The organism is Methylobacterium sp. D54C (genome assembly GCF_053345595.1).
Genome location: NZ_JBKFAK010000022.1, coordinates 1 through 21,980 on the forward strand (window position 1 = coordinate 1; position 21,980 = coordinate 21,980).

Here is a 21,980-nt window from a genome sequence, read left to right on the forward strand (position 1 = left end):
GGATCTGCACGCTGCCGGAGGGCACCGAGATGGTGATGCCGGGCGACAACGTGACCATGGACGTGGCGCTGATCGTGCCGGTGGCCATGGAGGAGAAGCTGCGCTTCGCCATCCGCGAGGGCGGCCGCACCGTCGGCGCCGGCGTCGTCGCCGCCATCAACGACTGACAACCGATCCGGGGCGGCGCCGCGCGCCGCCCCGCCTCTCCGACGCCGGCTCCCGTCTCGACGGGGGCCGGCGTTTCCGTTTCGGGCGGGCGGGGTCCCGTCGGCGCCGCTTCCCGCCCGCTTCCCGCAAGCGACCCCTTGCAAGCCGCGCCGTGATGGGGCATTGGGCGGTGCGCTAGGAGTGTAGCTCAACTGGTCAGAGCGCCGGTCTCCAAAACCGGAGGTTGCGGGTTCGAGTCCCTCCACTCCTGCCAGACATTCAGCCCGATCCCGCGCGGCGGCCCGGTCGACAAGCCGGGGGAGTTGCGCTAGAGCGGGCGCAATCCGAGATCTGAAGCGACCGTCGGTGCGGGCCCATCCGGGTCCTCGGCGCCGACATTCGCATTCCCGGATGCGGTCTCTGCCTCGGGGCCGAACACGCACAGACACTGGCGCCATGGCATCGAACGAAGCGACCAAGAAGGTGGACCTGGTGCGCGGCGCGGCCCGCGGTCCCGCGAATCCGCCGCCCGCCCGGCCCGCGACCCCCGCCCGCGCGCCGCAGAAGCGCGCCACGCCGGGCGAGTTCTTCGCCCAGGTGCGCGACGAGGCCCGCAAGGTCACGTGGCCGACCCGCCGGGAGACCACGATCACGACCATCATGGTGTTCGTGATGGTCGTCGCCGCGAGCCTGTTCTTCACGGTCGTGGATCAGGCCCTGCGCTTCTTGGTCGGCCTGATCCTGGGCGTCTGAGAGATCCTGGGCGTCTGGGGGCGGCTCGCCGCCGATCGGGGGTGACCCCGGGGACTTGTCGGAGTTGAACGGAACCGTGTCGAAGCGCTGGTACATCGTCCACGCCTACTCGAACTTCGAGAACAAGGTCGCCCAGTCCATCAAGGACCAGGCGGCCCAGCGCGGGCTGACCGAGCTGTTCGACGAGGTGATGGTCCCGACCGAGAAGGTCGTGGAGGTCCGCCGCGGCCGGAAGGTCGATGCCGAGCGCAAGTTCTTCCCCGGCTACGTGCTGGTGAAGTGCGACCTCACCGACGAGGTCTACCACCTGATCAAGAACACCCCGAAGGTCACGGGCTTCCTCGGGGCCGACAAGTCGAAGCCGGTGCCGATCCCGGACGCCGAGGCCGAGCGGATCAAGGGCCAGGTCGCCGAGGGCGTCGACCGGCCGAAGCCCTCGATCTCCTTCGAGATCGGCGAGACCGTCCGGGTCGCCGACGGCCCGTTCGCCAGCTTCAACGGCACCGTCGAGGAGATCGACGACGCCCGCTCCCGCCTCAAGGTGGCCGTGTCGATCTTCGGCCGCGCCACGCCGGTCGAGCTCGAATACGCCCAGGTCGAGAAGGCCTGAGCCCCCGATCGCGGCGGCCCTGCGGCCGCCCGTCGGTTCCGGTCGCCGCATCCCCACCGGGTGCGGGGGCCGCGAAACTGCCGCGTTCCGCTGAGGGCGCGGCACCATCCGCGGGAGAACCGCCCGGCTTCGCCTCCGGGATCCACGGCTCGCACCGCGACCTGCAACCGTCCGACCCGCCGCGCTTCAGGCCGCACGGGGGCGGATTTTCATTGGGAGCAGTCCCATGGCGAAGAAGATCACGGGCTACGTGAAGCTTCAGGTCCCGGCCGGCGCCGCCAACCCGTCGCCGCCGATCGGCCCCGCGCTCGGTCAGCGCGGCCTCAACATCATGGAATTCTGCAAGGCCTTCAACGCGAAGACCGCGCAGATGGAGAAGGGCACCCCGATCCCGGTGATCATCACCGCGTATCAGGACCGCTCCTTCACCTTCGAGATGAAGCAGCCCCCGGTCACCTTCTTCCTGAAGAAGGCCGTCGGCCTGAAGCTCGGCAAGAAGCCGGCCTCCGGCTCCAAGACCCCGGGCAAGGGCCCGACCGTCGGCAAGATCACCGAGGCGCAGCTCCGCGAGATCGCCGAGAAGAAGATGCCCGACCTCAACTGCGACACGGTCGAGTCGGCCGTCGCGATGATCCGTGGCTCCGCGCGGGCCATGGGCCTCGAAGTCGTCGCGTAAGGGAGGGCAGCATGGCTAAGGAAGGCAAGCGCATCCGCGCCGCCCGCGAGGGCATCGAGGCGACCAAGCTCTACGCGCTCGACGAGGCGATCAAGCTGGTCAAGGAGCGGGCGACCGCGAAGTTCGACGAGACCGTCGAGGTCTCGATGAATCTCGGCGTCGATCCCCGCCACGCCGACCAGATGGTCCGCGGCGTCTGCAACCTGCCGAACGGCTCCGGCCGGACGGTGCGCGTGGCGGTCTTCGCCCGCGGCGCCAAGGCGGACGACGCCAAGGCCGCCGGTGCCGACATCGTCGGCGCCGAGGATCTCCTCGAGATCGTGCAGAGTGGCAAGATCGAGTTCGATCGCTGCATCGCGACCCCCGACATGATGCCGCTGGTCGGCCGTCTCGGTAAGGTGCTGGGCCCGCGCGGCCTGATGCCGAACCCGAAGGTCGGCACCGTCACCATGGACGTGAAGGGCGCCGTCGCCGGCGCCAAGGGCGGCTCGGTCGAGTTCCGCGTCGAGAAGGCCGGCATCGTCCATGCCGGCGTCGGCAAGGTCTCGTTCGACGCCGACAAGCTCGTCGAGAACATCAAGGCCTTCGCGGACGCCGTCGCCAAGGCGAAGCCCGCGGGCGCCAAGGGCACCTACGTCCAGCGCATCGCCGTCACCTCGACGATGGGCCCTGGCGTGAAGGTCGAGCCGAACACGGTTCTGACCGCCTGAGGCGGGACGAATCGTCGACGCTGCGGAGCGCCCGGCCGGGAACGGCCGGGCGCTCTGCGTTCGCGGGATCGGTGCTCGTCCCTGTCTCGGACCTGTCTCCGACGCAGGCCTGTCCAGGGCTTGAGGCAGGCGCGGAATACGGTCGGTGACGCGACAGGAAGACAAGCCGCGATGGGCCGGCCCGAACCTGCGTCCCTCACGCCATTCTTAACCGCCGAGGGGGGCGCCAACGGCCGCGGCTGTGCTAGATAGTCCGGCATGCGATGCACCCTGACGGTCACCTCCAAGCGACGCATCCTGTGCGTCTTTCCCGCCTACACGCCGTCCTTCGGGACATTCTCCCACGCCTACCCGCTGATGGGCGGGGTGAAGGCGTTCATGCCGCCGCAGGGGTTGCTGCTGATCGCGGCCTACATGCCGGAGGCTTGGGAATGCCGGTTCATCGATGAGAATATCCGCCGCGCGGGCCCGGCCGACTTCGCCTGGGCCGACGCGGTCTTCGTCTCCGGGATGCACATCCAGGAGCCGCAGATCCACGATATCCGCGACCGCGCCCGCGCGGCCGGGAAGGTGACGGTGCTGGGCGGCCCCTCGGTCTCGGGCGCGCCGGAGAAGTACGGCGACTTCGACTACCTCCATATCGGCGAGATCGGCGACGCCACCGACCAGCTCGTCGCTCGCCTCGACGCGGACCTCACGCCGCCGCCCGCCCAGGTGGTGCTGGAGACCAAGGATCGCCTCCCGCTCGCGGACTTCCCGGCTCCGGCCTACGAGGCGGCGCCGCTCAAGCGCTACCTGATCGGCTCCCTGCAATTCTCCTCGGGCTGCCCCTACCGCTGCGAGTTCTGCGACATCCCGCAGCTCTACGGCCGCCAGCCGCGCCTGAAGAGCCCGGAGCAGATGTGCGCCGAGCTCGACGCCATCGTCAGCCAGCCGGGCCACCCGGCGGTGGTCTACTTCGTCGACGACAACTTCATCGGCAATCGCAAGGCGACCCGCGAGATGCTGCCGCACCTCGTGGAATGGCAGAAGCGGAACAACTACCCGCTCCAGTTCGCCTGCGAGGCGACGCTGAACATGGCCAAGCAGCCCGAGATCCTGGAGCTGATGCGGCAGGCCAACTTCATGACGGTGTTCGTCGGGATCGAGACCCCGGAGGCGGACGCCCTCAAGGGCATCGACAAGACCCACAACGCCGCCGTGCCGATGTACGAGGCGATCGAGACCCTCAATTCCTACGGGCTCGAGGTGACCTCCGGCATCATCCTGGGCCTCGACAGCGACACCGACAAATCCGAGCAGAACCTGATCGACTTCATCGACCGCTCGGCGATCCCGGTCCTGACCATCAACCTGCTCCAGGCCCTGCCCAAGACCCCGCTCTGGGACCGGCTGGAGCGCGAGGGCCGGCTCCTCCACGACGCCAGCCTCGAGTCGAACGTCCTGTTCAAGCGCCCCCACGATTCGGTGGTGAGCAGCTGGCGCCGGGCGATCGCGCACGCCTACGAGCCGGAGAAGATCTTCGAGCGCTTCAAGCACCAGTGCGCGGTGACCTACCCGAACCGCATCACCACGCCGACGGCCGGCAAGCTCACGTTCACCAACCTGCGCCGCGGCCTCATCCTGGGCTTCAACATCATCACCCGCGTCGGGATCTTCTCCGACTACCGCAGGCCGTTCTGGAGCGCGGCCGGCTACGCGCTGAAGCGCGGGCAGATCGAGGCGGTGTTCAACATGGGCTTCGTGGCCCACCACCTGATCCGCTTCACCCGCGAGGCCCTGCGCGGCGAGCACAACGCCTCGTTCTACGCCGCGAAGGCCGCGGAGGCGAAGGCCGCCCGCGACCGCAGCTGGTGGGAGACCGCGCGGCGCAAGCTGGTGCCGGAGCGCGAGGCGGCCTAGCCGGGGATCCCGGGAAGGGCCCCGAGCGATGCAGCAGCGGCAGGGTACCCGCGCAAGTCCTTGCCTGCGGCGGAAAAGTCGCGCTCCGGCCCTTGGCAGGTGGCTTGCTAGGCTCTATACACCGCGCCTCACGCATTTCATCCTCACGGAAGGAGAGCGGCCGATCGGCCGGTTTCCGCTCGAAATGTCGCCCGGGCAACCGGGTGGCACTGGCCGGAAGGATCCCAGGGGCGACGAGCCCCGCGGAGCCTTGTCCGGCCATGTCCTGTCCGAGACTGCAGGTGCCGGTTCGCCGGCTTAATCCGCCAGCCTGCACAGACGGGGAAGACCGAATTCGAAAAGCCTCGCCTCGGCCCCGGCCGTGGAGGGGTGTCGGTTTGAACCAACTCGCCCGAGGCGGCCCGAAGGGGCACGCGCGGGGACAGGGCCGCGAAGCGTCGTTCGGACGTTCCCGGTCTTCCTGAAGGCCGAGACCACGTCCGGGCGGCATGTGCAACCGGCGGACCCGAGACCGGGTTCCGCCAACCGGAGAGAGCCCAGTGGACCGGACAGCTAAAGCTGATCTCGTCTCGACGCTCAACGGCGTGTTCAATCAGAGCGCCGTCGTCGTCGTGGCCCACTACAAGGGCCTCACGGTCGCCGACATGCAGAAGCTGCGCGCGCAGATGAAGCAGGCCGGCGCCACCGTGAAGGTCGCCAAGAACAGCCTCGCCGGCATCGCACTCGATGGCACGGACGTCGCCTCCATCAAGCCGCTCCTGAAGGGCCCGACCCTGCTCGCCTATTCCGGCGATCCGGTCGCTGCCGCGAAGGTCGCGGTCGATTTCGCCAAGGTCAACGACAAGCTCGTGATCCTCGGCGGCGCGATGGGGAAGACTGCCCTGAACCCGGACGGCGTGAAGGCGCTCGCCTCGCTCCCGTCCCTCGACGAACTGCGCGCCAAGATCGTGGGCCTCGTGCAGGCGCCCGCGACCAAGATCGCTCAGGTCGTCAACGCGCCGGCGGCGAAGCTCGCCCGCGTGTTCGGGGCCTATGCCAACAAGGACGAGGCCGCCTGAGGCCCTTCAAAATCCATCCGTTCAAACCGATATCTGAGAGGAATTCAAAATGGCTGATCTCGCCAAGCTCGTCGACGACCTGTCCTCGCTGACCGTGCTCGAGGCCGCTGACCTGGCCAAGATGCTCGAGGAGAAGTGGGGCGTCTCGGCCGCCGCTGCCGTCGCCGTGGCCGCCGGCCCGGCCGCCGGTGGCGCTGCCGCCGCCGCCGAGGAGCAGACCGAGTTCACGGTCGTCCTCGCCTCCGCCGGCGACAAGAAGATCGAGGTCATCAAGGAGGTCCGCGCGATCACCGGCCTCGGCCTCAAGGAGGCCAAGGACCTGGTCGAGGGCGCGCCGAAGCCGATCAAGGAAGGCGTCGCCAAGGACGAGGCCGAGAAGCTCAAGGCCCAGCTCGAGAAGGCCGGCGCCAAGGTCGAGCTCAAGTAAGTCGACGATGGGCCGGTCCCGGCCCATCACCCCACGAAGGCTCCGCGCGAGCCTGTCGTGACCGGAGCCCGCGGGTCAGCGCCCGCGGGCTTTAGGCCGCTTCGGCGGATGGTCCTGGAACGGGACCGGCAAGAGATTCGGTTCGGTGGCGCGGCTCGGCGGGGCGCGCGTCACGGCCCGGTGCGGGAGGTCCCTTTCGGGAACGCTTCCCCGGGCGCGAGGCACGCGGGTAGGAGCGAGGTCACATGGCCAACACGCTGGTCGGTCGCAAGCGCATTCGGAAGTTCTTCGGCAAGATCAAGGAAGTTGCCGAGATGCCGAACCTCATCGAGGTTCAGAAGGCGTCCTACGACCAGTTCCTGATGGTCGACGAGCCCGAGGGCGGGCGCGCCGACGAGGGGCTGCAGAGCGTGTTCAAGTCGGTGTTCCCGATCTCCGACTTCGCCTCCACGGCGCTGCTCGAGTTCGTGCGCTACACCTTCGAGGCCCCGAAATACGACGTGGACGAGTGCCGCCAGCGCGGCATCACCTTCGCGGCCCCGCTGAAGGTCACGCTGCGCCTCATCGTGTTCGATGTCGATCCGGACACCCAGGCGAAGTCCGTCAAGGACATCAAGGAGCAGGACGTCTACATGGGCGACATGCCCCTGATGACGGAGAACGGCACCTTCATCGTCAACGGTACCGAGCGCGTCATCGTCTCGCAGATGCACCGCTCGCCGGGCGTGTTCTTCGACCACGACAAGGGCAAGACCCACTCCTCGGGCAAGCTCCTGTTCGCCGCCCGCATCATCCCGTACCGGGGCTCCTGGCTCGACGTCGAGTTCGACGCCAAGGACATCGTGCATGTCCGCATCGACCGGAAGCGCAAGCTGCCGGCGACGTCGCTGCTCTACGCCCTGGGTCTCGACGGCGAGGAGATCCTGTCGACCTTCTACAACAAGGTCGTCTACGACCGGGACGGCGCCGACTGGCGCGTGCCGTTCGACGCCGAGCGCATGAAGGGCATGAAGGCGACCGTCGACCTGATCGACGCCGATTCCGGCGAGGTCGTGCTCGAGGCCGGCAAGAAGCTGAACGCCCGCAACGCCCGCCAGATCACCGAGAAGGGCACCAAGTTCCTCAAGGCGACCGACGAGGATCTCGTCGGCCAGTACGTCGCCGAGGACCTCGTCAACGTGCAGACCGGCGAGATCTGGGCCGAGGCCGGCGAGGAGGTCACCGACAAGCTCCTGAAGAGCCTGGAGGAGGTCGGGATCACCGAGCTGCCGGTGCTCGACATCGACCACGTCAACATCGGCCCCTACATCCGCAACACGCTGGCGGTGGACAAGAACTCCAACCGCGAGGGCGCGCTGTTCGACATCTACCGGGTCATGCGCCCGGGCGAGCCGCCGACCCTCGAGACCGCCGAGGCGATGTTCCACTCGCTGTTCTTCGATTCCGAGCGCTACGACCTCTCGGCGGTCGGCCGCGTGAAGATGAACATGCGCCTCGACCTCGACGCCGCCGACACCGTGCGCACCCTCCGCAAGGAGGACATGCTGGCGGTGGTCAAGGCGCTCGTGGAGCTGCGCGACGGCAAGGGCGAGGTCGACGACATCGACCACCTCGGCAACCGCCGCGTCCGCTCGGTGGGCGAGCTCATGGAGAACCAGTACCGCCTGGGCCTCCTGCGCATGGAGCGCGCCATCCGCGAGCGCATGAGCCAGGTCGACATCGACACGGTCATGCCGCAGGACCTGATCAACGCGAAGCCCGCGGCCGCGGCCGTGCGCGAGTTCTTCGGCTCGTCGCAGCTGTCGCAGTTCATGGACCAGACCAACCCGCTCTCCGAGGTGACGCACAAGCGCCGCCTCTCGGCGCTGGGCCCGGGCGGTCTGACCCGCGAGCGCGCCGGCTTCGAGGTGCGCGACGTGCACCCGACCCATTACGGCCGCATCTGCCCGATCGAGACGCCGGAAGGCCCGAACATCGGCCTGATCAACTCGCTCGCCACCTTCGCGCGGGTGAACAAGTACGGCTTCATCGAGACCCCGTTCCGCCGCGTGCGCGACGGCGTGGTCACCGACGAGGTCGCCTACCTCTCGGCCATGGAGGAGGCGAAGTACTACGTCGCCCAGGCGAACGCCCAGATGGACGAGGCCCGCAAGCTCACGGAGGACCTCGTGGTCTGCCGCCGGGCCGGCGAGGTGATCGTCGTCGGTCCTGAGCGCGTCGACCTCATGGACGTGTCGCCGAAGCAGCTCGTCTCGGTGGCCGCGGCGCTGATCCCGTTCCTCGAGAACGACGACGCCAACCGCGCGCTGATGGGCTCGAACATGCAGCGCCAGGCGGTGCCGCTCGTCCGCGCCGACGCCCCGTTCGTGGGCACCGGCATGGAGGCGGTGGTCGCCCGGGATTCCGGCGCCGCCATCGCGGCCCGCCGGGCCGGCATCGTGGACCAGGTGGACGCCACCCGCATCGTCATCCGCGCCACCGAGGAGGCCGACGCCAACAAGCCGGGCGTCGACATCTACCGGCTGCAGAAGTTCCAGCGCTCCAACCAGTCGACCTGCATCACGCAGAAGCCGCTGGTCCGCGTCGGCGAGTTCGTCAAGAAGGGCGAGATCATCGCCGACGGTCCCTCGACCGAGTTCGGCGAGCTGGCGCTCGGCCGGAACGTGCTCGTCGCGTTCATGCCGTGGAACGGCTACAACTTCGAGGACTCGATCCTGCTCTCCGAGCGGATCGTGAAGGATGACGTGTTCACCTCGATCCACATCGAGGAGTTCGAGGTGATGGCCCGCGACACCAAGCTCGGGCCGGAGGAGATCACCCGCGACATCCCGAACGTCTCCGAGGAAGCGCTCAAGAACCTCGACGAGGCCGGCATCGTCTACATCGGTGCCGAGGTGAACGCCGGCGACATCCTCGTCGGCAAGATCACCCCGAAGGGCGAGAGCCCGATGACGCCGGAGGAGAAGCTGCTCCGCGCCATCTTCGGCGAGAAGGCCTCGGACGTGCGCGACACCTCGCTGCGGGTGCCGCCGGGCGTCACCGGGACCATCGTGGAAGTCCGCGTGTTCAACCGCCACGGCGTCGACAAGGACGAGCGCGCCCAGGCGATCGAGCGCGAGGAGATCGAGCGGCTCGCCAAGGACCGCGACGACGAGCAGGCGATCCTCGACCGCAACACCTACGCCCGCCTCGCGGACGTGCTGATCGGCCAGGCGCCGGTGGCCGGTCCGAAGGGCTTCCGCAAGGACACCACGCTCACCCGCGAGCTGATCAACGACTACCCGCGCTCGCAGTGGTGGCAGTTCGCCGTCATCGACGACCGTCTCATGACCGAGATGGAGGCGATGCAGAAGCAGTACGACGAGTCGAAGAAGCGCCTCGAGCAGCGCTTCCTCGACAAGGTCGAGAAGCTGCAGCGCGGTGACGAGCTGCCCCCCGGCGTCATGAAGATGGTCAAGGTCTTCGTGGCGGTGAAGCGCAAGATCCAGCCGGGCGACAAGATGGCCGGCCGTCACGGCAACAAGGGTGTCGTGTCGCGGATCGTGCCGATCGAGGACATGCCGTTCCTGGAGGACGGGACGCATGCCGACATCGTGCTCAACCCGCTGGGCGTGCCCTCGCGCATGAACGTCGGCCAGATCCTGGAGACGCACCTCGGCTGGGCGGCTGCGGGCCTGGGTCGCAAGGTGTCGAAGGCGGTGGATGCCTATCTGAAGTCGCAGGACATCGCGCCGCTGCGGGAGGAGATGAAGGCGATCTACTCCCCCGGCGAGCTCGACGGCCTGACGGACGAGGAGCTGGCCGAGGCCGGCAACAACGTCCGCCGCGGCGTGCCGATGGCCACGCCGGTCTTCAACGGCGCCAAGGAGGCCGACATCGAGCAGATGCTGGAGATGGCCGGTCTCGACCGCTCGGCGCAGTCGACGCTCTACGACGGGCGGACCGGCGAGCCCTTCGACCGCAAGGTGACGATGGGCTACATCTACATGCTGAAGCTGCACCACCTCGTGGACGACAAGATCCACGCGCGCTCGATCGGCCCCTACTCGCTCGTCACCCAGCAGCCGCTGGGCGGCAAGGCGCAGTTCGGCGGCCAGCGCTTCGGCGAGATGGAGGTCTGGGCGCTGGAGGCCTACGGCGCGGCCTACACGCTGCAGGAGATGCTGACGGTGAAGTCGGACGACGTGGCCGGCCGCACCAAGGTCTACGAGGCGATCGTCCGCGGCGACGACACCTTCGAGGCCGGCATCCCCGAGTCGTTCAACGTGCTCGTCAAGGAGATGCGCTCGCTCGGCCTCAACGTCGAGCTCACCTCCTCCAAGAAGGCGGCCAACGACCAGCTGGAGCCGCCGGCGGACGCGGCCGAGTAAGAGAGACCACACCTCCCGTGGCGGCGGTTGCCCGCCGCCACGGTCGAGCGGGAAGGGGAGGGGCCTTCCGGGGTTCGACGACGGTGAGCAGCGCCCGCGCGGGGCGCGGCGCCGGATCTTTTTCAGGACGCGGTGGCCCGGCGCGGGGCTGCCGGCGTCAACAAGGAGCGGATCATGAACCAAGAGGTCATGAACCTTTTCAACCAGCAGGCCCAGCCGGTCAGCTTCGATCAGATCAAGATCTCGATCTCGTCCCCGGAGAAGATCCTCTCCTGGTCGTACGGTGAGATCAAGAAGCCCGAGACCATCAACTACCGGACCTTCAAGCCCGAGCGCGACGGCCTGTTCTGTGCGCGCATCTTCGGGCCGATCAAGGACTACGAGTGCTTGTGCGGCAAGTACAAGCGCATGAAGTACAAGGGCGTCATCTGCGAGAAGTGCGGCGTCGAGGTCACCCTCGCGCGTGTCCGGCGCGACCGCATGGGCCACATCGAGCTGGCCGCCCCCGTCGCGCATATCTGGTTCCTGAAGTCGCTGCCGTCGCGCATCGGCCTGCTGCTCGACATGGCGCTCAAGGACCTCGAGCGGATCCTGTACTTCGAGTCGTACTGCGTCATCGAGCCGGGCCTCACCCCCCTGAAGGAGCGTCAGCTCCTGTCGGAGGAGGAGTACCTGCGCGCGCAGGAGGAGTACGGCGAGGACTCGTTCACCGCCATGATCGGCGCCGAGGCCATCCGGCGCATCCTGCAGGAGCTGGACCTCGACAAGATCGCCAACGATCTGCGCGAGGAGATCGCCGTCACCACCTCGGAGCTGAAGCCCAAGAAGCTCCTGAAGCGGCTCAAGATCATCGAGGCCTTCCAGATGTCCGGCAACAAGCCGGAATGGATGATCCTCACGGTCGTGCCGGTGATCCCGCCGGACCTGCGCCCGCTGGTCCCGCTGGACGGCGGCCGCTTCGCGACCTCCGACCTGAACGACCTGTACCGCCGCGTCATCAACCGCAACAACCGCTTGAAGCGGCTGATCGAGCTGCGCGCGCCCGACATCATCATCCGCAACGAGAAGCGGATGCTGCAGGAGGCCGTCGACGCCCTGTTCGACAACGGCCGCCGCGGCCGCGTCATCACGGGTGCCAACAAGCGCCCGCTGAAGTCGCTCGCCGACATGCTGAAAGGCAAGCAGGGCCGGTTCCGCCAGAACCTGCTCGGCAAGCGCGTCGACTACTCGGGCCGCTCGGTCATCGTGGTCGGTCCGGAGCTGAAGCTGCACCAGTGCGGCCTGCCCAAGAAGATGGCGCTGGAGCTGTTCAAGCCGTTCATCTACGCGCGCCTCGACGCCAAGGGCTTCTCGGCCACCGTCAAGCAGGCCAAGAAGCTCGTGGAGAAGGAGAAGCCGGAGGTCTGGGACATCCTCGATGAGGTGATCCGCGAGCACCCGGTGATGCTGAACCGCGCGCCGACGCTGCACCGCCTCGGCATCCAGGCCTTCGAGCCGAAGCTGATCGAGGGCAAGGCGATCCAGCTGCACCCGCTGGTCTGCGCCGCGTTCAACGCCGACTTCGACGGCGACCAGATGGCCGTGCACGTCCCGCTGTCGCTCGAGGCGCAGCTGGAAGCGCGCGTCCTCATGATGTCGACGAACAACATCCTGCACCCGGCCAACGGTCAGCCGATCATCGTGCCGTCGCAGGACATCGTTCTCGGCCTCTACTACCTGTCGATCGTGGCCGAGGGCGCGCCGGGCGAGTTCAAGCCGGGCAACACCAAGAACCCGATGCAGGGCGTCTACGGCGACATGGGCGAGCTGGAGCACGCTCTCGCCGCCAAGGCGGTGTCGCTGCACTCGAAGATCAAGTGGCGCTGGACCGGCATCGGCCCGGACGGCGAGCCCCTGACCAAGACCTACGAGACCACCCCCGGCCGCGTGATCCTCTCCGGCGCCCTGCCGAAGCACGCCAAGGTGCCCTTCGACGTCGTCAACAAGCTGATGACCAAGAAGGAGATCTCGGCGATGATCGACACCGTCTACCGCCACTGCGGTCAGAAGGAGTCGGTGATCTTCTGCGACCGGATCATGGCGCTCGGCTTCAACCACGCGTTCAAGGCCGGCATCTCGTTCGGCAAGGACGACATGGTCGTGCCGGAGAACAAGTGGTCGATCGTCGACACGACCCGCGCGCTCGTGAAGGATTACGAGCAGCAGTACAACGACGGCCTGATCACCCAGGGTGAGAAGTACAACAAGGTTGTCGATGCCTGGGCCAAGTGCTCGGACAAGCTGGCCGCCGAGATGATGGGCCGGATCTCGGCCGTCCAGAAGGACGAGCACGGGGCCGACAAGCAGGTCAACTCGATCTACATGATGAGCCACTCCGGCGCCCGCGGCTCGCCTGCTCAGATGAAGCAGCTGGCGGCGATGCGCGGCCTCATGGCCAAGCCGTCGGGCGAGATCATCGAGACCCCGATCATCTCGAACTTCAAGGAAGGCCTGGACGTTCTGGAGTACTTCAACTCCACGCACGGTGCCCGTAAGGGCCTGGCCGACACCGCCCTGAAGACCGCCAATTCCGGCTACCTGACCCGCCGCCTCGTCGACGTGGCGCAGGACGCGGTCATCCGCGAGGTGGATTGCGGCACGACGAGCGGCATCAAGATGCGCGCCATCGTGGATGCCGGTCAGGTCGTGGCGACGCTCGCCACCCGCATCCTGGGCCGCGCCACGGCCGAGGATCTGGTGGCCGCGGACGGCACGGTGATCGTCAAGACCGGCGAGACCATCGAGGAGCGGCACCTGCCGGCGATCAACGCCGCCGGAATCCAGGAGGTGAAGATCCGCTCGGTGCTGGTCTGCGCCACCAAGAGCGGCGTCTGCGCCACCTGCTACGGGCGCGACCTCGCCCGCGGCACGCCCGTCAACATGGGCGAGGCCGTCGGCGTCATCGCGGCGCAGTCGATCGGCGAGCCGGGCACGCAGCTCACGATGCGCACCTTCCACATCGGCGGTGCGGCCCAGATCGCAGACTCGTCCTTCATCGAGTCGAGCTTCGAGGGCACGATCAAGATCCGCAACCGCGCCGTGGCCAAGAACACGGACGGTGATCTGATCGCCACCGGCCGCAACGTGGCGGTCGTCATCGTCGGGTCGGACGGGGTCGAGCGGGCGGTCCACCGCCTGCAGTACGGCGCCAAGCTCCGGGTCGACGAGGGTGACAAGATCAAGCGCGGGCAGCGGATCGCCGAGTGGGATCCCTACACCCGTCCGATCCTCACCGAGGTGGACGGCATCGTGGCCTACGAGGATCTGGTCGACGGCCAGTCCATGACCGAGACCACCGACGAGTCGACCGGCATCGCCAAGCGCGTCGTCGTCGACTGGCGCGGTTCGGCCCGGACCTCGGACCTGAAGCCCGCGATGGTCGTGGTCGACCGGGACGGCAAGGCGCTCAAGCTGCCGCGCGGCTCGGACGCCCGCTACTTCCTGCCGGTCGACGCCATCATCGGCTTCGACCCGGGCGCCACGGTCAAGGCTGGCGACATCCTCGCCCGTGTCTCGACCGACTCGGCCAAGACCCGCGACATCACCGGCGGTCTGCCGCGGGTGGCGGAGCTGTTCGAGGCGAGGCGCCCGAAGGACGCGGCGATCATCGCCGAGAAGTCGGGCACCATCGCGTTCGGCCGCGACTACAAGAACAAGCGTCGGCTCACGCTGACGCCGCACGACGGCTCGGAGGCGGTCGAGTACCTGATCCCGAAGGGCAAGCACATCCACCTGCAGGACGGGGACGTGGTCGAGCTCGGCGATTACATCGTCGACGGAAACCCGGCCCCGCACGACATCCTGGCGATCAAGGGCGTGGAGGAACTCGCGGCCTACCTCGTCAACGAGATCCAGGAGGTCTACCGGCTGCAGGGCGTGTCGATCAACGACAAGCACATCGAGGTGATCGTCCGTCAGATGCTGCAGAAGGTCGAAGTGACCGACGGCGGCGACTCGGACATCCTCTCGGGTGACCAGATCGATCGCACGGAGCTGACCGACTTCAACGAGAAGCTGCTCGCCGAGGGCAAGAAGCCGATCCAGGGCGTTCCGGTCCTGCTCGGCATCACCAAGGCGTCGCTGCAGACCAAGTCGTTCATCTCGGCGGCCTCGTTCCAGGAGACCACCCGCGTCCTCACCGAGGCGGCGGTCAACGGCAAGGTCGACACCCTGGAGGGCCTGAAGGAGAACGTCATCGTCGGGTCGCTGATCCCGGCGGGCACGGGCTCGATGGTGGCGGACATCCGCTCCATCGCCCGCCGCCGCGACGCGATGATCCTGCAGCAGAAGCAGGCCGAGAGCGGCGCGATGCCGGTCGAGGAGCTTCCGCCCGCCGCCGCCGAGTGAGGCCGTCGGCAGGACTGAGTTGGGAGAGGGCGGCCTTCGGGCCGCCCTTTCTCGTTCCGGCCTGCCTTTGTCCGGCCGTGTCCCCTCACCAACTCGAACGCCGTCTTTGCAAGCGCAGCGAAGCAACCCAGTGTCGCGCCACGCTGGAAGACGTCCCGCTGCCCTGGGTCACTTCGCTGCGCTCGTGATGACGGGCCGGGCAGTGTCGACTGCAACCCCGAAACCGTATCGAGACGCGCGCGACCGTCCGGCCTTAACGGCAGCTCAACCATACCGCGCGATAAATTCGGCGCGGCCGCAGAAACACCCTGGAAACGGGGAGGATCGGGCCGGTTCGGGTGCGTGAGTGCGGGTCTGGCGTCGTGGGCACGAGACGAGGACGGGAATCGAGCCTGCGCTGGCTCTCGGCGGCCCTGACGCCCTGGATGGTCGGTCTGGGCCTGCTGGTGTCGTTCACCGCCGATGCCGGCACGGAGAACGCCATCGGCGCGAGCCGGCTCGGGGTGATCGACGCCGACACGGTCCCACCGCTGCCGCCCGGCACCTTGCTGATCGGATCGGCCCTCCGCCGCCTCGGCGACGAGCCGCCCCAGGCGACCTTCAAGACCGGCGCGCACGTCTTCCCGGTCGTGCAGCGGGCCGGCAAGGGCGACCCTGCCCGGCCGCCGGCCGAGAGCTTCGCGCGCCGGGCCGCGAACCTGCGCGAGGCGGGCGGCGCCCTGGTGTTCGGCGACGTCACCGGCAGCGTCACCGGCGTGCTGACGCAGGGCTCCGCGATCTGGGACCCGGAATCCGAGCCGGAGGCCGCCTTCGTCCCCGTGCCGGATCTCGGCCTCACCACCGGCAGCGGCACCGCCGCCTCCACGGGCGCGGGGACGGCCGACCTCACCGAGGATGGCGGCCCCGAGCGCTTCGACGGTTCGACCCCGCCGGTGCCGCGGGCCATCGCGCTGTCCTCCACGACGCCGGCGCCCGCCGACGCCATCCCCGTCGAGATCGCCGCGGCGAGCCTCGCGCTCCCCGATTTCGCGATCCGCACCGAGCGGCCCGACAGCGCCCAGCCGGTGCCCGAGGACGCGCGCCGGCGCTACGCCGACCTGATCGATCCGAACGCCCTCGACAAGGAGCAGCGCTGCCTCTCCGAGGCGGTCTATTTCGAGGCTCGGAGCGAGCCCGAGGCCGGCCAGGCCGCTGTCGCCCAGGTGGTGCTCAACCGGGTGAAGAGCGGCCTCTACCCGGCGAGCGTCTGCGGCGTCGTCTACCAGAACCGGCACCACTACATGGGCTGCCAGTTCTCCTTCGCCTGCGAGGGCAAGTCGCTGCGCATCACCGATGCCGGCGCCTGGGAGAGCGCCACCCGCATCGCCCGCTCGGTGATCGAGGGCCGGACCTACCTCGCGGAGGTCGGGGCCGCGACCCACTACCACGCCGACTACGTGCGTCCGGGCTGGGCCCGCCGCCTGCGCAAGATGGACGTGATCGGCCGGCACATCTTCTACCAGCTCCGGGCCGGCCAGACCTGACCCGGGCCGGATCCGGTCTCATAAGAGAGACTGTCGAAGATCCGAACAATCCTACCTAGATAGGCGACGCCTAAGCAGTCGAAACCAAGGGTTAATTTTACCTTCGTTCCCGATAATGCTTGCGCGCCGGGCAACGAGTCTGGCCTCTGGTACGTCGAGACGAGCGCCGCGTCCGCGCCGCGTTTCGTAGTAATGCGTATCAGAGGACTTCCATGACCGCGCCGGTCGCTCGCACCGCTTTCCTCGCCGCCGCCCTCGGTGGCGCGCTCCTCGCCGCACCCGCCCAGGCCGGCGGCTGCTACGGCTCCGAATGCTATCGCCGCGTCGTCACGCCGCCGGTCTACGACACCGTGCAGGAGAACGTGCTGGTGCGCCCGCCCCGCACGGTCTACCGGACCACGCCGCCGGTCTACGACACGGTGTCGGAGCGCGTGATGGTCTCGCCCGGCGGCCGCTACTGGCAGACCAGCCGCGGCTCCGGCGGCGAGCTGATCGGCTGCTGGGTGACCACGCCGCCGCGCTTCGCCGTCCGCACCCGGACCGTGCTGATCCGCCCGGCGCAGACGATCCCCGAGACGATCCCGCCGGAATATGCCAGCGTCAGCCGCCGCGTCCTCGTCGCGCCCGCCCGGGCCGGCTGGGCGCCGATCGGCGGCGGTTACGGCTACCGGCCCGCGGCCTACGGCGGCCCGCTCGTCGGCTCGATCCCGGACGCCCTCGGTATCACCGGGGCGAGTTCCTCGGATATCGGCGTCGGTCTCGGCTTCTACACGGGCAGCCGGTACGACGGATACTGAGCCGGTCACGACCGCCGTCGCCTTGATTCCGGGCGTCCCGGCCACACCTCACCGCGCAGCACGGGAGGTGACGATGGGGACGTTCAAGGCCTGGGTGGTCGAGAAGAACGAGGCCGGCCAGAGCCTCGCCTTCCGGGATTTCGACGACGCCGACCTGATGGACGGCGACGTCACCGTGCGGGTGACGCACTCGACCCTGAACTACAAGGACGGCCTCGCGCTCACCGGCAAGTCGCCGGTGGTGCGCCGCTTCCCGATGATCCCCGGCATCGACTTCTCGGGGATCGTCGAGACCTCGGACCATCCGGAGTACAGGCCGGGCGACGCGGTCGTGCTGACCGGCTGGGGCGTCGGCGAGACGCATCTCGGCGCCTACGCGCAGCGCGCCCGGGTCCGGGGCGACTGGCTGGTTCCGCTGCCCCAGGGCCTCACGGCCGAGCAGGCCATGGCGGTGGGCACCGCCGGCTACACGGCGATGCTGTGCTGCATGGCGCTGGACGCCCACGGCGTGAAGCCCGAGCACGGCCCGGTCATCGTCACCGGCGCCTCGGGCGGCGTCGGCTCCGTCGCGGTGGCGCTCCTCGCCCGGGCGGGCTGGCACGTGATCGCCTCCACGGGCCGGGACGGCGAGGCCGATTACCTGAAGGGGCTCGGCGCCGCCGAGATCCTCGACCGGGCCGAACTGTCGAAGCCCGGCAAGCCGCTGGGCAAGGAGCGCTGGGCCGCCGGCGTCGACGCCGTGGGCTCCACGACCCTCGCCAACGTCCTCGCCATGACCCGGGCCGACGGCGCCGTCGCGGCCTGCGGGCTGGCGCAGGGCATGGACCTGCCGACCTCGGTGGCGCCGTTCATCCTCCGCGGCGTCTCGCTGCTCGGCATCAACAGCGTCACCACCCCGCAGAAGAAGCGGCGCGAGGCCTGGGCCCGCCTCGCCCGCGAGCTCGATCTGGCCAAGCTCGCCGCCATGACCAGCAAGGTCCGCCTGGAAGAGGTCGGCCGGCTCGGCGACGAGATCCTGGCCGGCAAGGTTCGGGGCCGGACCGTGGTGGAGGTCGGATAGCTCCGGCGCCCGTCAGGCGGCGTTCCGCCTCCTCGCCCTGGAGGAACGGGGGGCGATACGGACATGGGAGTGCCGGGCCAGGCCGCGGCCTCTCCTTCCGCGGCGCGAGCATGTTCGCGACGGGGTGCTCCTCGTGGATGAGGATCGGGCCGCCCGGCCGTGGCAGGCGCGGCGCCACGGCGAGACCGCCGAGCCATCGCCGCGCGGGAACCTTTGCCGTACCTCGCGTGTTGGCGTCTTCATGAGCGTCGCATTCGTCAAAGAGCCCGAGGGTGGGGAAGCGTTCGAGAATCTGCCGGATCGGCCGATCTCGCCGCACACGAACTTCGTCACGCCGGAGGGGCTCGCGCAGATCGAGGCCGAAGTCGCGCGTCTCGAGAAGGAGGTCGCCTCGCTGGACCCCGCCGACAAGGCGGAGGATTCCCGCATCGGGCGCGACCTGCGCTACTGGGCGGCCCGGAAGAACACCGCGCAGCTCGTGGAGCCCAGGGGCGGCGACACCGTGCAGTTCGGCTCCACCGTCACGGTGGTCCGCGAGGACGAGTCCGGCAAGGAGACCCGGCAGACCTTCCGGATCGTCGGCGAGGACGAGGCCGACCCGCACAAGGGCTCGATCTCGTACGTGGCACCGCTCGCCCGCGCCATCACGGGCAAGACGATCGGCGACGTGGTCGAGGTGAACGGCCACGAGGTCGAGGTCGTCGAGATCCGCTGAGGCGGGTCATCGGCCCTCGAAGCGCGCCCGCAGGGGCAGCAGCGCCTCGGCGACGTGCTCCATGAAGGCCCGGACCCGCGCCGCGTGGCGCAGGTCCGGATGCGTCAGGATCCACAGGTCTGCCCCGAGTTCCGGGTGCGGTCCGGACAGGCGGCGCAGCGCCGGGTTGACGTCGGCCGTGAAGCAGGGGAGCGGGCCGATGCCGAGACCGGCCTCGACCGCCGCCTCCAGGCCCAGCACCGCGTTGATCCGCAGGCGGACGCGGTCGGACGGCACCCGCGCCTCCACGAACCGCGTGAGCGAGCCCCCCGCCACCAGCGGGCTCGGACTGATCCACGTCTCGCGGGCCAGGTCGCCGTAAGCGCGGTCGGCGCGGCCGTAGACCGCCCAGGCGGTGAGGGCGAGGCGGCGCCCGACCAGGGTCTCGCTCGGCTCCCGGCTGATCCGGATCGCCACGTCGGCGTCCCGGCGCGACAGGTTGAGGGTCGCCTCGGCGAGGATGAGTTCGATCCGGATCTCAGGATAACGCTCCGCGAAGCTCGCCAGCATCGGCATCAGCAGCTCGGCGGCGAAGCCGGCCGGCGCGGTCACCCGCAACTCGCCGGAGGGTGTCTCGCCCTGTCCCGCCACCGCGCGGGAGAACCGTGCCACGTCCAGCTCGATGCGTCCGGCCGCCTCGATCATCGCCTGCCCGGCGGCGGTCGGCACGTAGCCCGTGCGCAGCCGCTCGAACAGGCGCGCGCCGAGCCGCGCCTCCAGGGCGGCGAGGCGCCGGAACGCCGTAGAGTGATTGATGCCCAGTTCGGCCGCCGCCGCGGTCAGGCCGCCCCGATCGGCCACCGCCTTCACGAACCGGAATTCGTCCCAATCGAGCGCCACGCCCCGAACCTTGCATCTGTGCAAGATCAATCTTGCATGTCGGCGCATTCTTGCAAGGCGGCAAATGCGCGATGCAGGGGCCATCCGCCGGCCGACGATTCGGTCGGCCGTCCGACACGCAGGAGAGACCATCCCATGGCGAAGGTTCTGGTGCTGTACTACTCGACCTACGGTCACGTGGAGCAGATGGCCTACGCCGTCGCCGAGGGCGCCCGCGAGACGGGGTCCGAGGTCGTCGTGAAGCGCGTGCCCGAGCTGGTCCCGGAGGAGGTCGCCCGGCAGAGCCACTTCAAGCTCGATCAGGCTGCGCCGGTCGCGACCGTCGCTGAGCTCGCCGACTACGACGCGATCATCTTCGGCACGCCGACCCGCTACGGCAACATGGCCTCGCAGATGAAGCAGTTCATCGATCAGACCGGAGGGCTCTGGATGAAGGGCGCCCTGGTCGGCAAGGTCGGCTCGGTCTTCACCTCCACGGCCTCCCAGCACGGCGGCCAGGAGACGACGCTGACGAGCTTCCACACGGTGCTGTTCCACCACGGCATGGTGGTGGTCGGCCTCCCCTACAGCTTCCAGGGGCAGGCGGGCGTCGAGGCGGTGAAGGGCAACACGCCCTACGGCGCCAGCACGATCGCGGACGGCGACGGCTCCCGCCAGCCGAGCGCCGTCGAGCTGGAGGGCGCGCGGTTCCAGGGCCGCCACGTGGCGGGCATTGCCGCCAAGCTGGCCCGAGACTGAGAAGCCAAGAAAAAAGGCTCGGATTGCTCCGAGCCTTAAAGGAAAAAGGCCATTGGGGGCTGAGAAGGCCTTCGTGATCAGTAAACGGATCAGGCCGAACTCTGTTCCGCGGCCGGCGAAAAATTCTCCGCCGTCAGCGGGGCGCGGCCGCCCGGGCGAGGCGATCTCGGATCGCCTCGCCGAGCCCGTCCTCGGGGATCGGCGCGACCGCGATGGTCTCCGCCCCCGAGGCGTCGAGGTCGCGCAGGGCGCCGAACAGCCGGGAAGCGGCCTCGGCGGGATCGCCCGCCGGGCTCAGGTTGACGCTGGCCCGCGCGAGTTCGTGATCCGCCGGGAGATGCGAGCCGAACAGCAGGACCGCCTCGCCGGGTGCGATCCGCACCGCGTCGAGCCGGACCCGCGCCCGCGGTGCGTAGTGCGAGGCGAGCATGCCCGGGCCCGCCGGCCGGTCGGCATCCGCCGCCTCGGGCGCCGCCGGGTCGAGGCCGAGCACTGCCCGGAGCGCCGCCCGGGCGACGCCGCCGGGCCGCAGCAGCCGCGGCGTGCCGCCCAGGCAGGCCACCACCGTCGACTCGACGCCGACCGGCGTGTCGCCGCCGTCGAGCACCGCGGCGATCCGGCCGGCGAGATCGTCGAGGACGTGGGCGGCCCGGGTCGGGCTCACCCGCCCGGACCGGTTGGCCGAGGGCGCCGCGACCGGCCGCCCGACCTCCGCCAGGAGATCCCGCGCGAGCGGGTGCGCCGGAACCCGCAGGGCGAGGCTCGGCAGGCCGGCGCGGGCGAGGTCGCAGACCCGCGTGCCCGCGTGCGCCGGGACGACCAGGGTGAGGGGGCCGGGCCAGAAGGCCTCCGCGAGGCGGCGCGCCGGCGCGTCGAAGACGCCCTCCGCCAGGGCCGCCGCCGCGTCGGGCAGGTGCGAGATCAGCGGGTTGAAGCGCGGCCGCGCCTTGGCGGCGAAGATGCCCGTCACCGCCGCGGGATCGGTTGCGTCCGCCCCGAGCCCGTAGACGGTCTCGGTCGGGAAGGCGACGAGGCGGCCGGCCCGAAGGAGCGCGGCGGCCTCCGCGAGGCCGGCCGCGTCGGCGGTGAGCCGCCGGGTCGCGGCCGGGACCGTTGACCCGGGATCATTCATGCGGGAAGCCGTCTCCGAGGTCATGGCGACGCGAGCCCCGCGCGCCTATCCTCGCCCCGCCCTAGCGCCGGTGCGCGGGCGCGGTCAAACCCGCCCC

The 21,980-nt window shown here is 69.3% G+C and carries 17 protein-coding genes and 1 tRNA gene; 16 read left to right on the forward strand and 2 right to left on the reverse strand.

Annotation, left to right across the window (positions count from 1 at the left end):
- The 15 genes from ACLBYB_RS26500 to greA all read left to right on the forward strand — a co-directional run.
- The coding region (locus ACLBYB_RS26500; RefSeq protein ID WP_447700615.1) for an EF-Tu C-terminal domain-related protein at nt 1-167 on the forward strand (167 nt) is incomplete at its 5' end.
- Nucleotides 168-344: 177 nt separating this feature from the next.
- Nucleotides 345-421: transfer RNA gene (locus ACLBYB_RS26505), tRNA-Trp, on the forward strand.
- 182 nt (nt 422-603) lie between these two features.
- On the forward strand, nt 604-900 hold the full coding sequence (gene secE / locus ACLBYB_RS26510) for a preprotein translocase subunit SecE (RefSeq protein WP_020096222.1): 297 nt from the start codon (nt 604-606) through the stop codon (nt 898-900).
- Nucleotides 901-976: 76 nt separating this feature from the next.
- A complete protein-coding gene (nusG, locus tag ACLBYB_RS26515; RefSeq protein ID WP_012320778.1) occupies nt 977-1,510 on the forward strand; it encodes a transcription termination/antitermination protein NusG in 534 nt (177 codons plus the stop codon).
- A 226-nt stretch (nt 1,511-1,736) separates the two neighbouring features.
- The gene (gene rplK, locus ACLBYB_RS26520; protein WP_010686899.1) at nt 1,737-2,186 is read left to right on the forward strand and encodes a 50S ribosomal protein L11; all 450 of its coding nucleotides are present in this window, start codon (nt 1,737-1,739) and stop codon (nt 2,184-2,186) included.
- A gap of 11 nt (nt 2,187-2,197) precedes the next feature.
- Complete coding sequence (gene rplA / locus ACLBYB_RS26525; RefSeq protein ID WP_020096224.1) at nt 2,198-2,896, forward strand: 50S ribosomal protein L1; 699 nt, start codon at nt 2,198-2,200, stop codon at nt 2,894-2,896.
- Between the two features lie 258 nt (nt 2,897-3,154).
- Nucleotides 3,155-4,798, forward strand: coding sequence for a B12-binding domain-containing radical SAM protein (locus tag ACLBYB_RS26530; RefSeq protein WP_091980893.1), 1,644 nt, complete (start codon nt 3,155-3,157; stop codon nt 4,796-4,798).
- A 539-nt stretch (nt 4,799-5,337) separates the two neighbouring features.
- Complete coding sequence (gene rplJ / locus ACLBYB_RS26535; protein ID WP_026605422.1) at nt 5,338-5,856, forward strand: 50S ribosomal protein L10; 519 nt, start codon at nt 5,338-5,340, stop codon at nt 5,854-5,856.
- Between the two features lie 49 nt (nt 5,857-5,905).
- Complete coding sequence (gene rplL / locus ACLBYB_RS26540) at nt 5,906-6,283, forward strand: 50S ribosomal protein L7/L12 (protein WP_020096227.1); 378 nt, start codon at nt 5,906-5,908, stop codon at nt 6,281-6,283.
- Nucleotides 6,284-6,528: 245 nt separating this feature from the next.
- On the forward strand, nt 6,529-10,653 hold the full coding sequence (gene rpoB / locus ACLBYB_RS26545) for a DNA-directed RNA polymerase subunit beta (protein ID WP_447700574.1): 4,125 nt from the start codon (nt 6,529-6,531) through the stop codon (nt 10,651-10,653).
- A 174-nt stretch (nt 10,654-10,827) separates the two neighbouring features.
- Nucleotides 10,828-15,039: a DNA-directed RNA polymerase subunit beta' gene (rpoC, locus tag ACLBYB_RS26550; RefSeq protein ID WP_447700575.1), complete on the forward strand. Its 4,212-nt coding sequence runs from the start codon at nt 10,828-10,830 to the stop codon at nt 15,037-15,039.
- Between the two features lie 425 nt (nt 15,040-15,464).
- Nucleotides 15,465-16,562 (forward strand): cell wall hydrolase, encoded by a 1,098-nt coding sequence (locus tag ACLBYB_RS26555; protein WP_056526330.1) that lies wholly within the window; start codon nt 15,465-15,467, stop codon nt 16,560-16,562.
- 212 nt (nt 16,563-16,774) lie between these two features.
- The gene (locus ACLBYB_RS26560) at nt 16,775-17,359 is read left to right on the forward strand and encodes a hypothetical protein (RefSeq protein WP_447700576.1); all 585 of its coding nucleotides are present in this window, start codon (nt 16,775-16,777) and stop codon (nt 17,357-17,359) included.
- A gap of 73 nt (nt 17,360-17,432) precedes the next feature.
- Nucleotides 17,433-18,419, forward strand: a complete 987-nt coding sequence (gene acuI, locus ACLBYB_RS26565) for an acrylyl-CoA reductase (NADPH) (protein WP_447700577.1) — start codon at nt 17,433-17,435, stop codon at nt 18,417-18,419.
- A 241-nt stretch (nt 18,420-18,660) separates the two neighbouring features.
- Nucleotides 18,661-19,134, forward strand: a complete 474-nt coding sequence (gene greA / locus ACLBYB_RS26570) for a transcription elongation factor GreA (protein ID WP_020096234.1) — start codon at nt 18,661-18,663, stop codon at nt 19,132-19,134.
- A 6-nt stretch (nt 19,135-19,140) separates the two neighbouring features.
- Here the strand turns inward: greA and ACLBYB_RS26575 are convergent, their stop codons facing one another.
- Complete coding sequence (locus tag ACLBYB_RS26575; protein ID WP_447700578.1) at nt 19,141-20,013, reverse strand: LysR family transcriptional regulator; 873 nt, start codon at nt 20,011-20,013, stop codon at nt 19,141-19,143.
- Nucleotides 20,014-20,148: 135 nt separating this feature from the next.
- Between ACLBYB_RS26575 and wrbA the strand changes: the two genes are divergently transcribed.
- Nucleotides 20,149-20,751, forward strand: a complete 603-nt coding sequence (gene wrbA / locus ACLBYB_RS26580) for an NAD(P)H:quinone oxidoreductase (RefSeq protein WP_056526308.1) — start codon at nt 20,149-20,151, stop codon at nt 20,749-20,751.
- A gap of 133 nt (nt 20,752-20,884) precedes the next feature.
- On the opposite strand, the gene ACLBYB_RS26585 is transcribed toward wrbA, so the two are convergent.
- Complete coding sequence (locus tag ACLBYB_RS26585; protein WP_447700579.1) at nt 20,885-21,883, reverse strand: L-threonylcarbamoyladenylate synthase; 999 nt, start codon at nt 21,881-21,883, stop codon at nt 20,885-20,887.
- Nucleotides 21,884-21,980 lie beyond the last annotated feature (97 nt).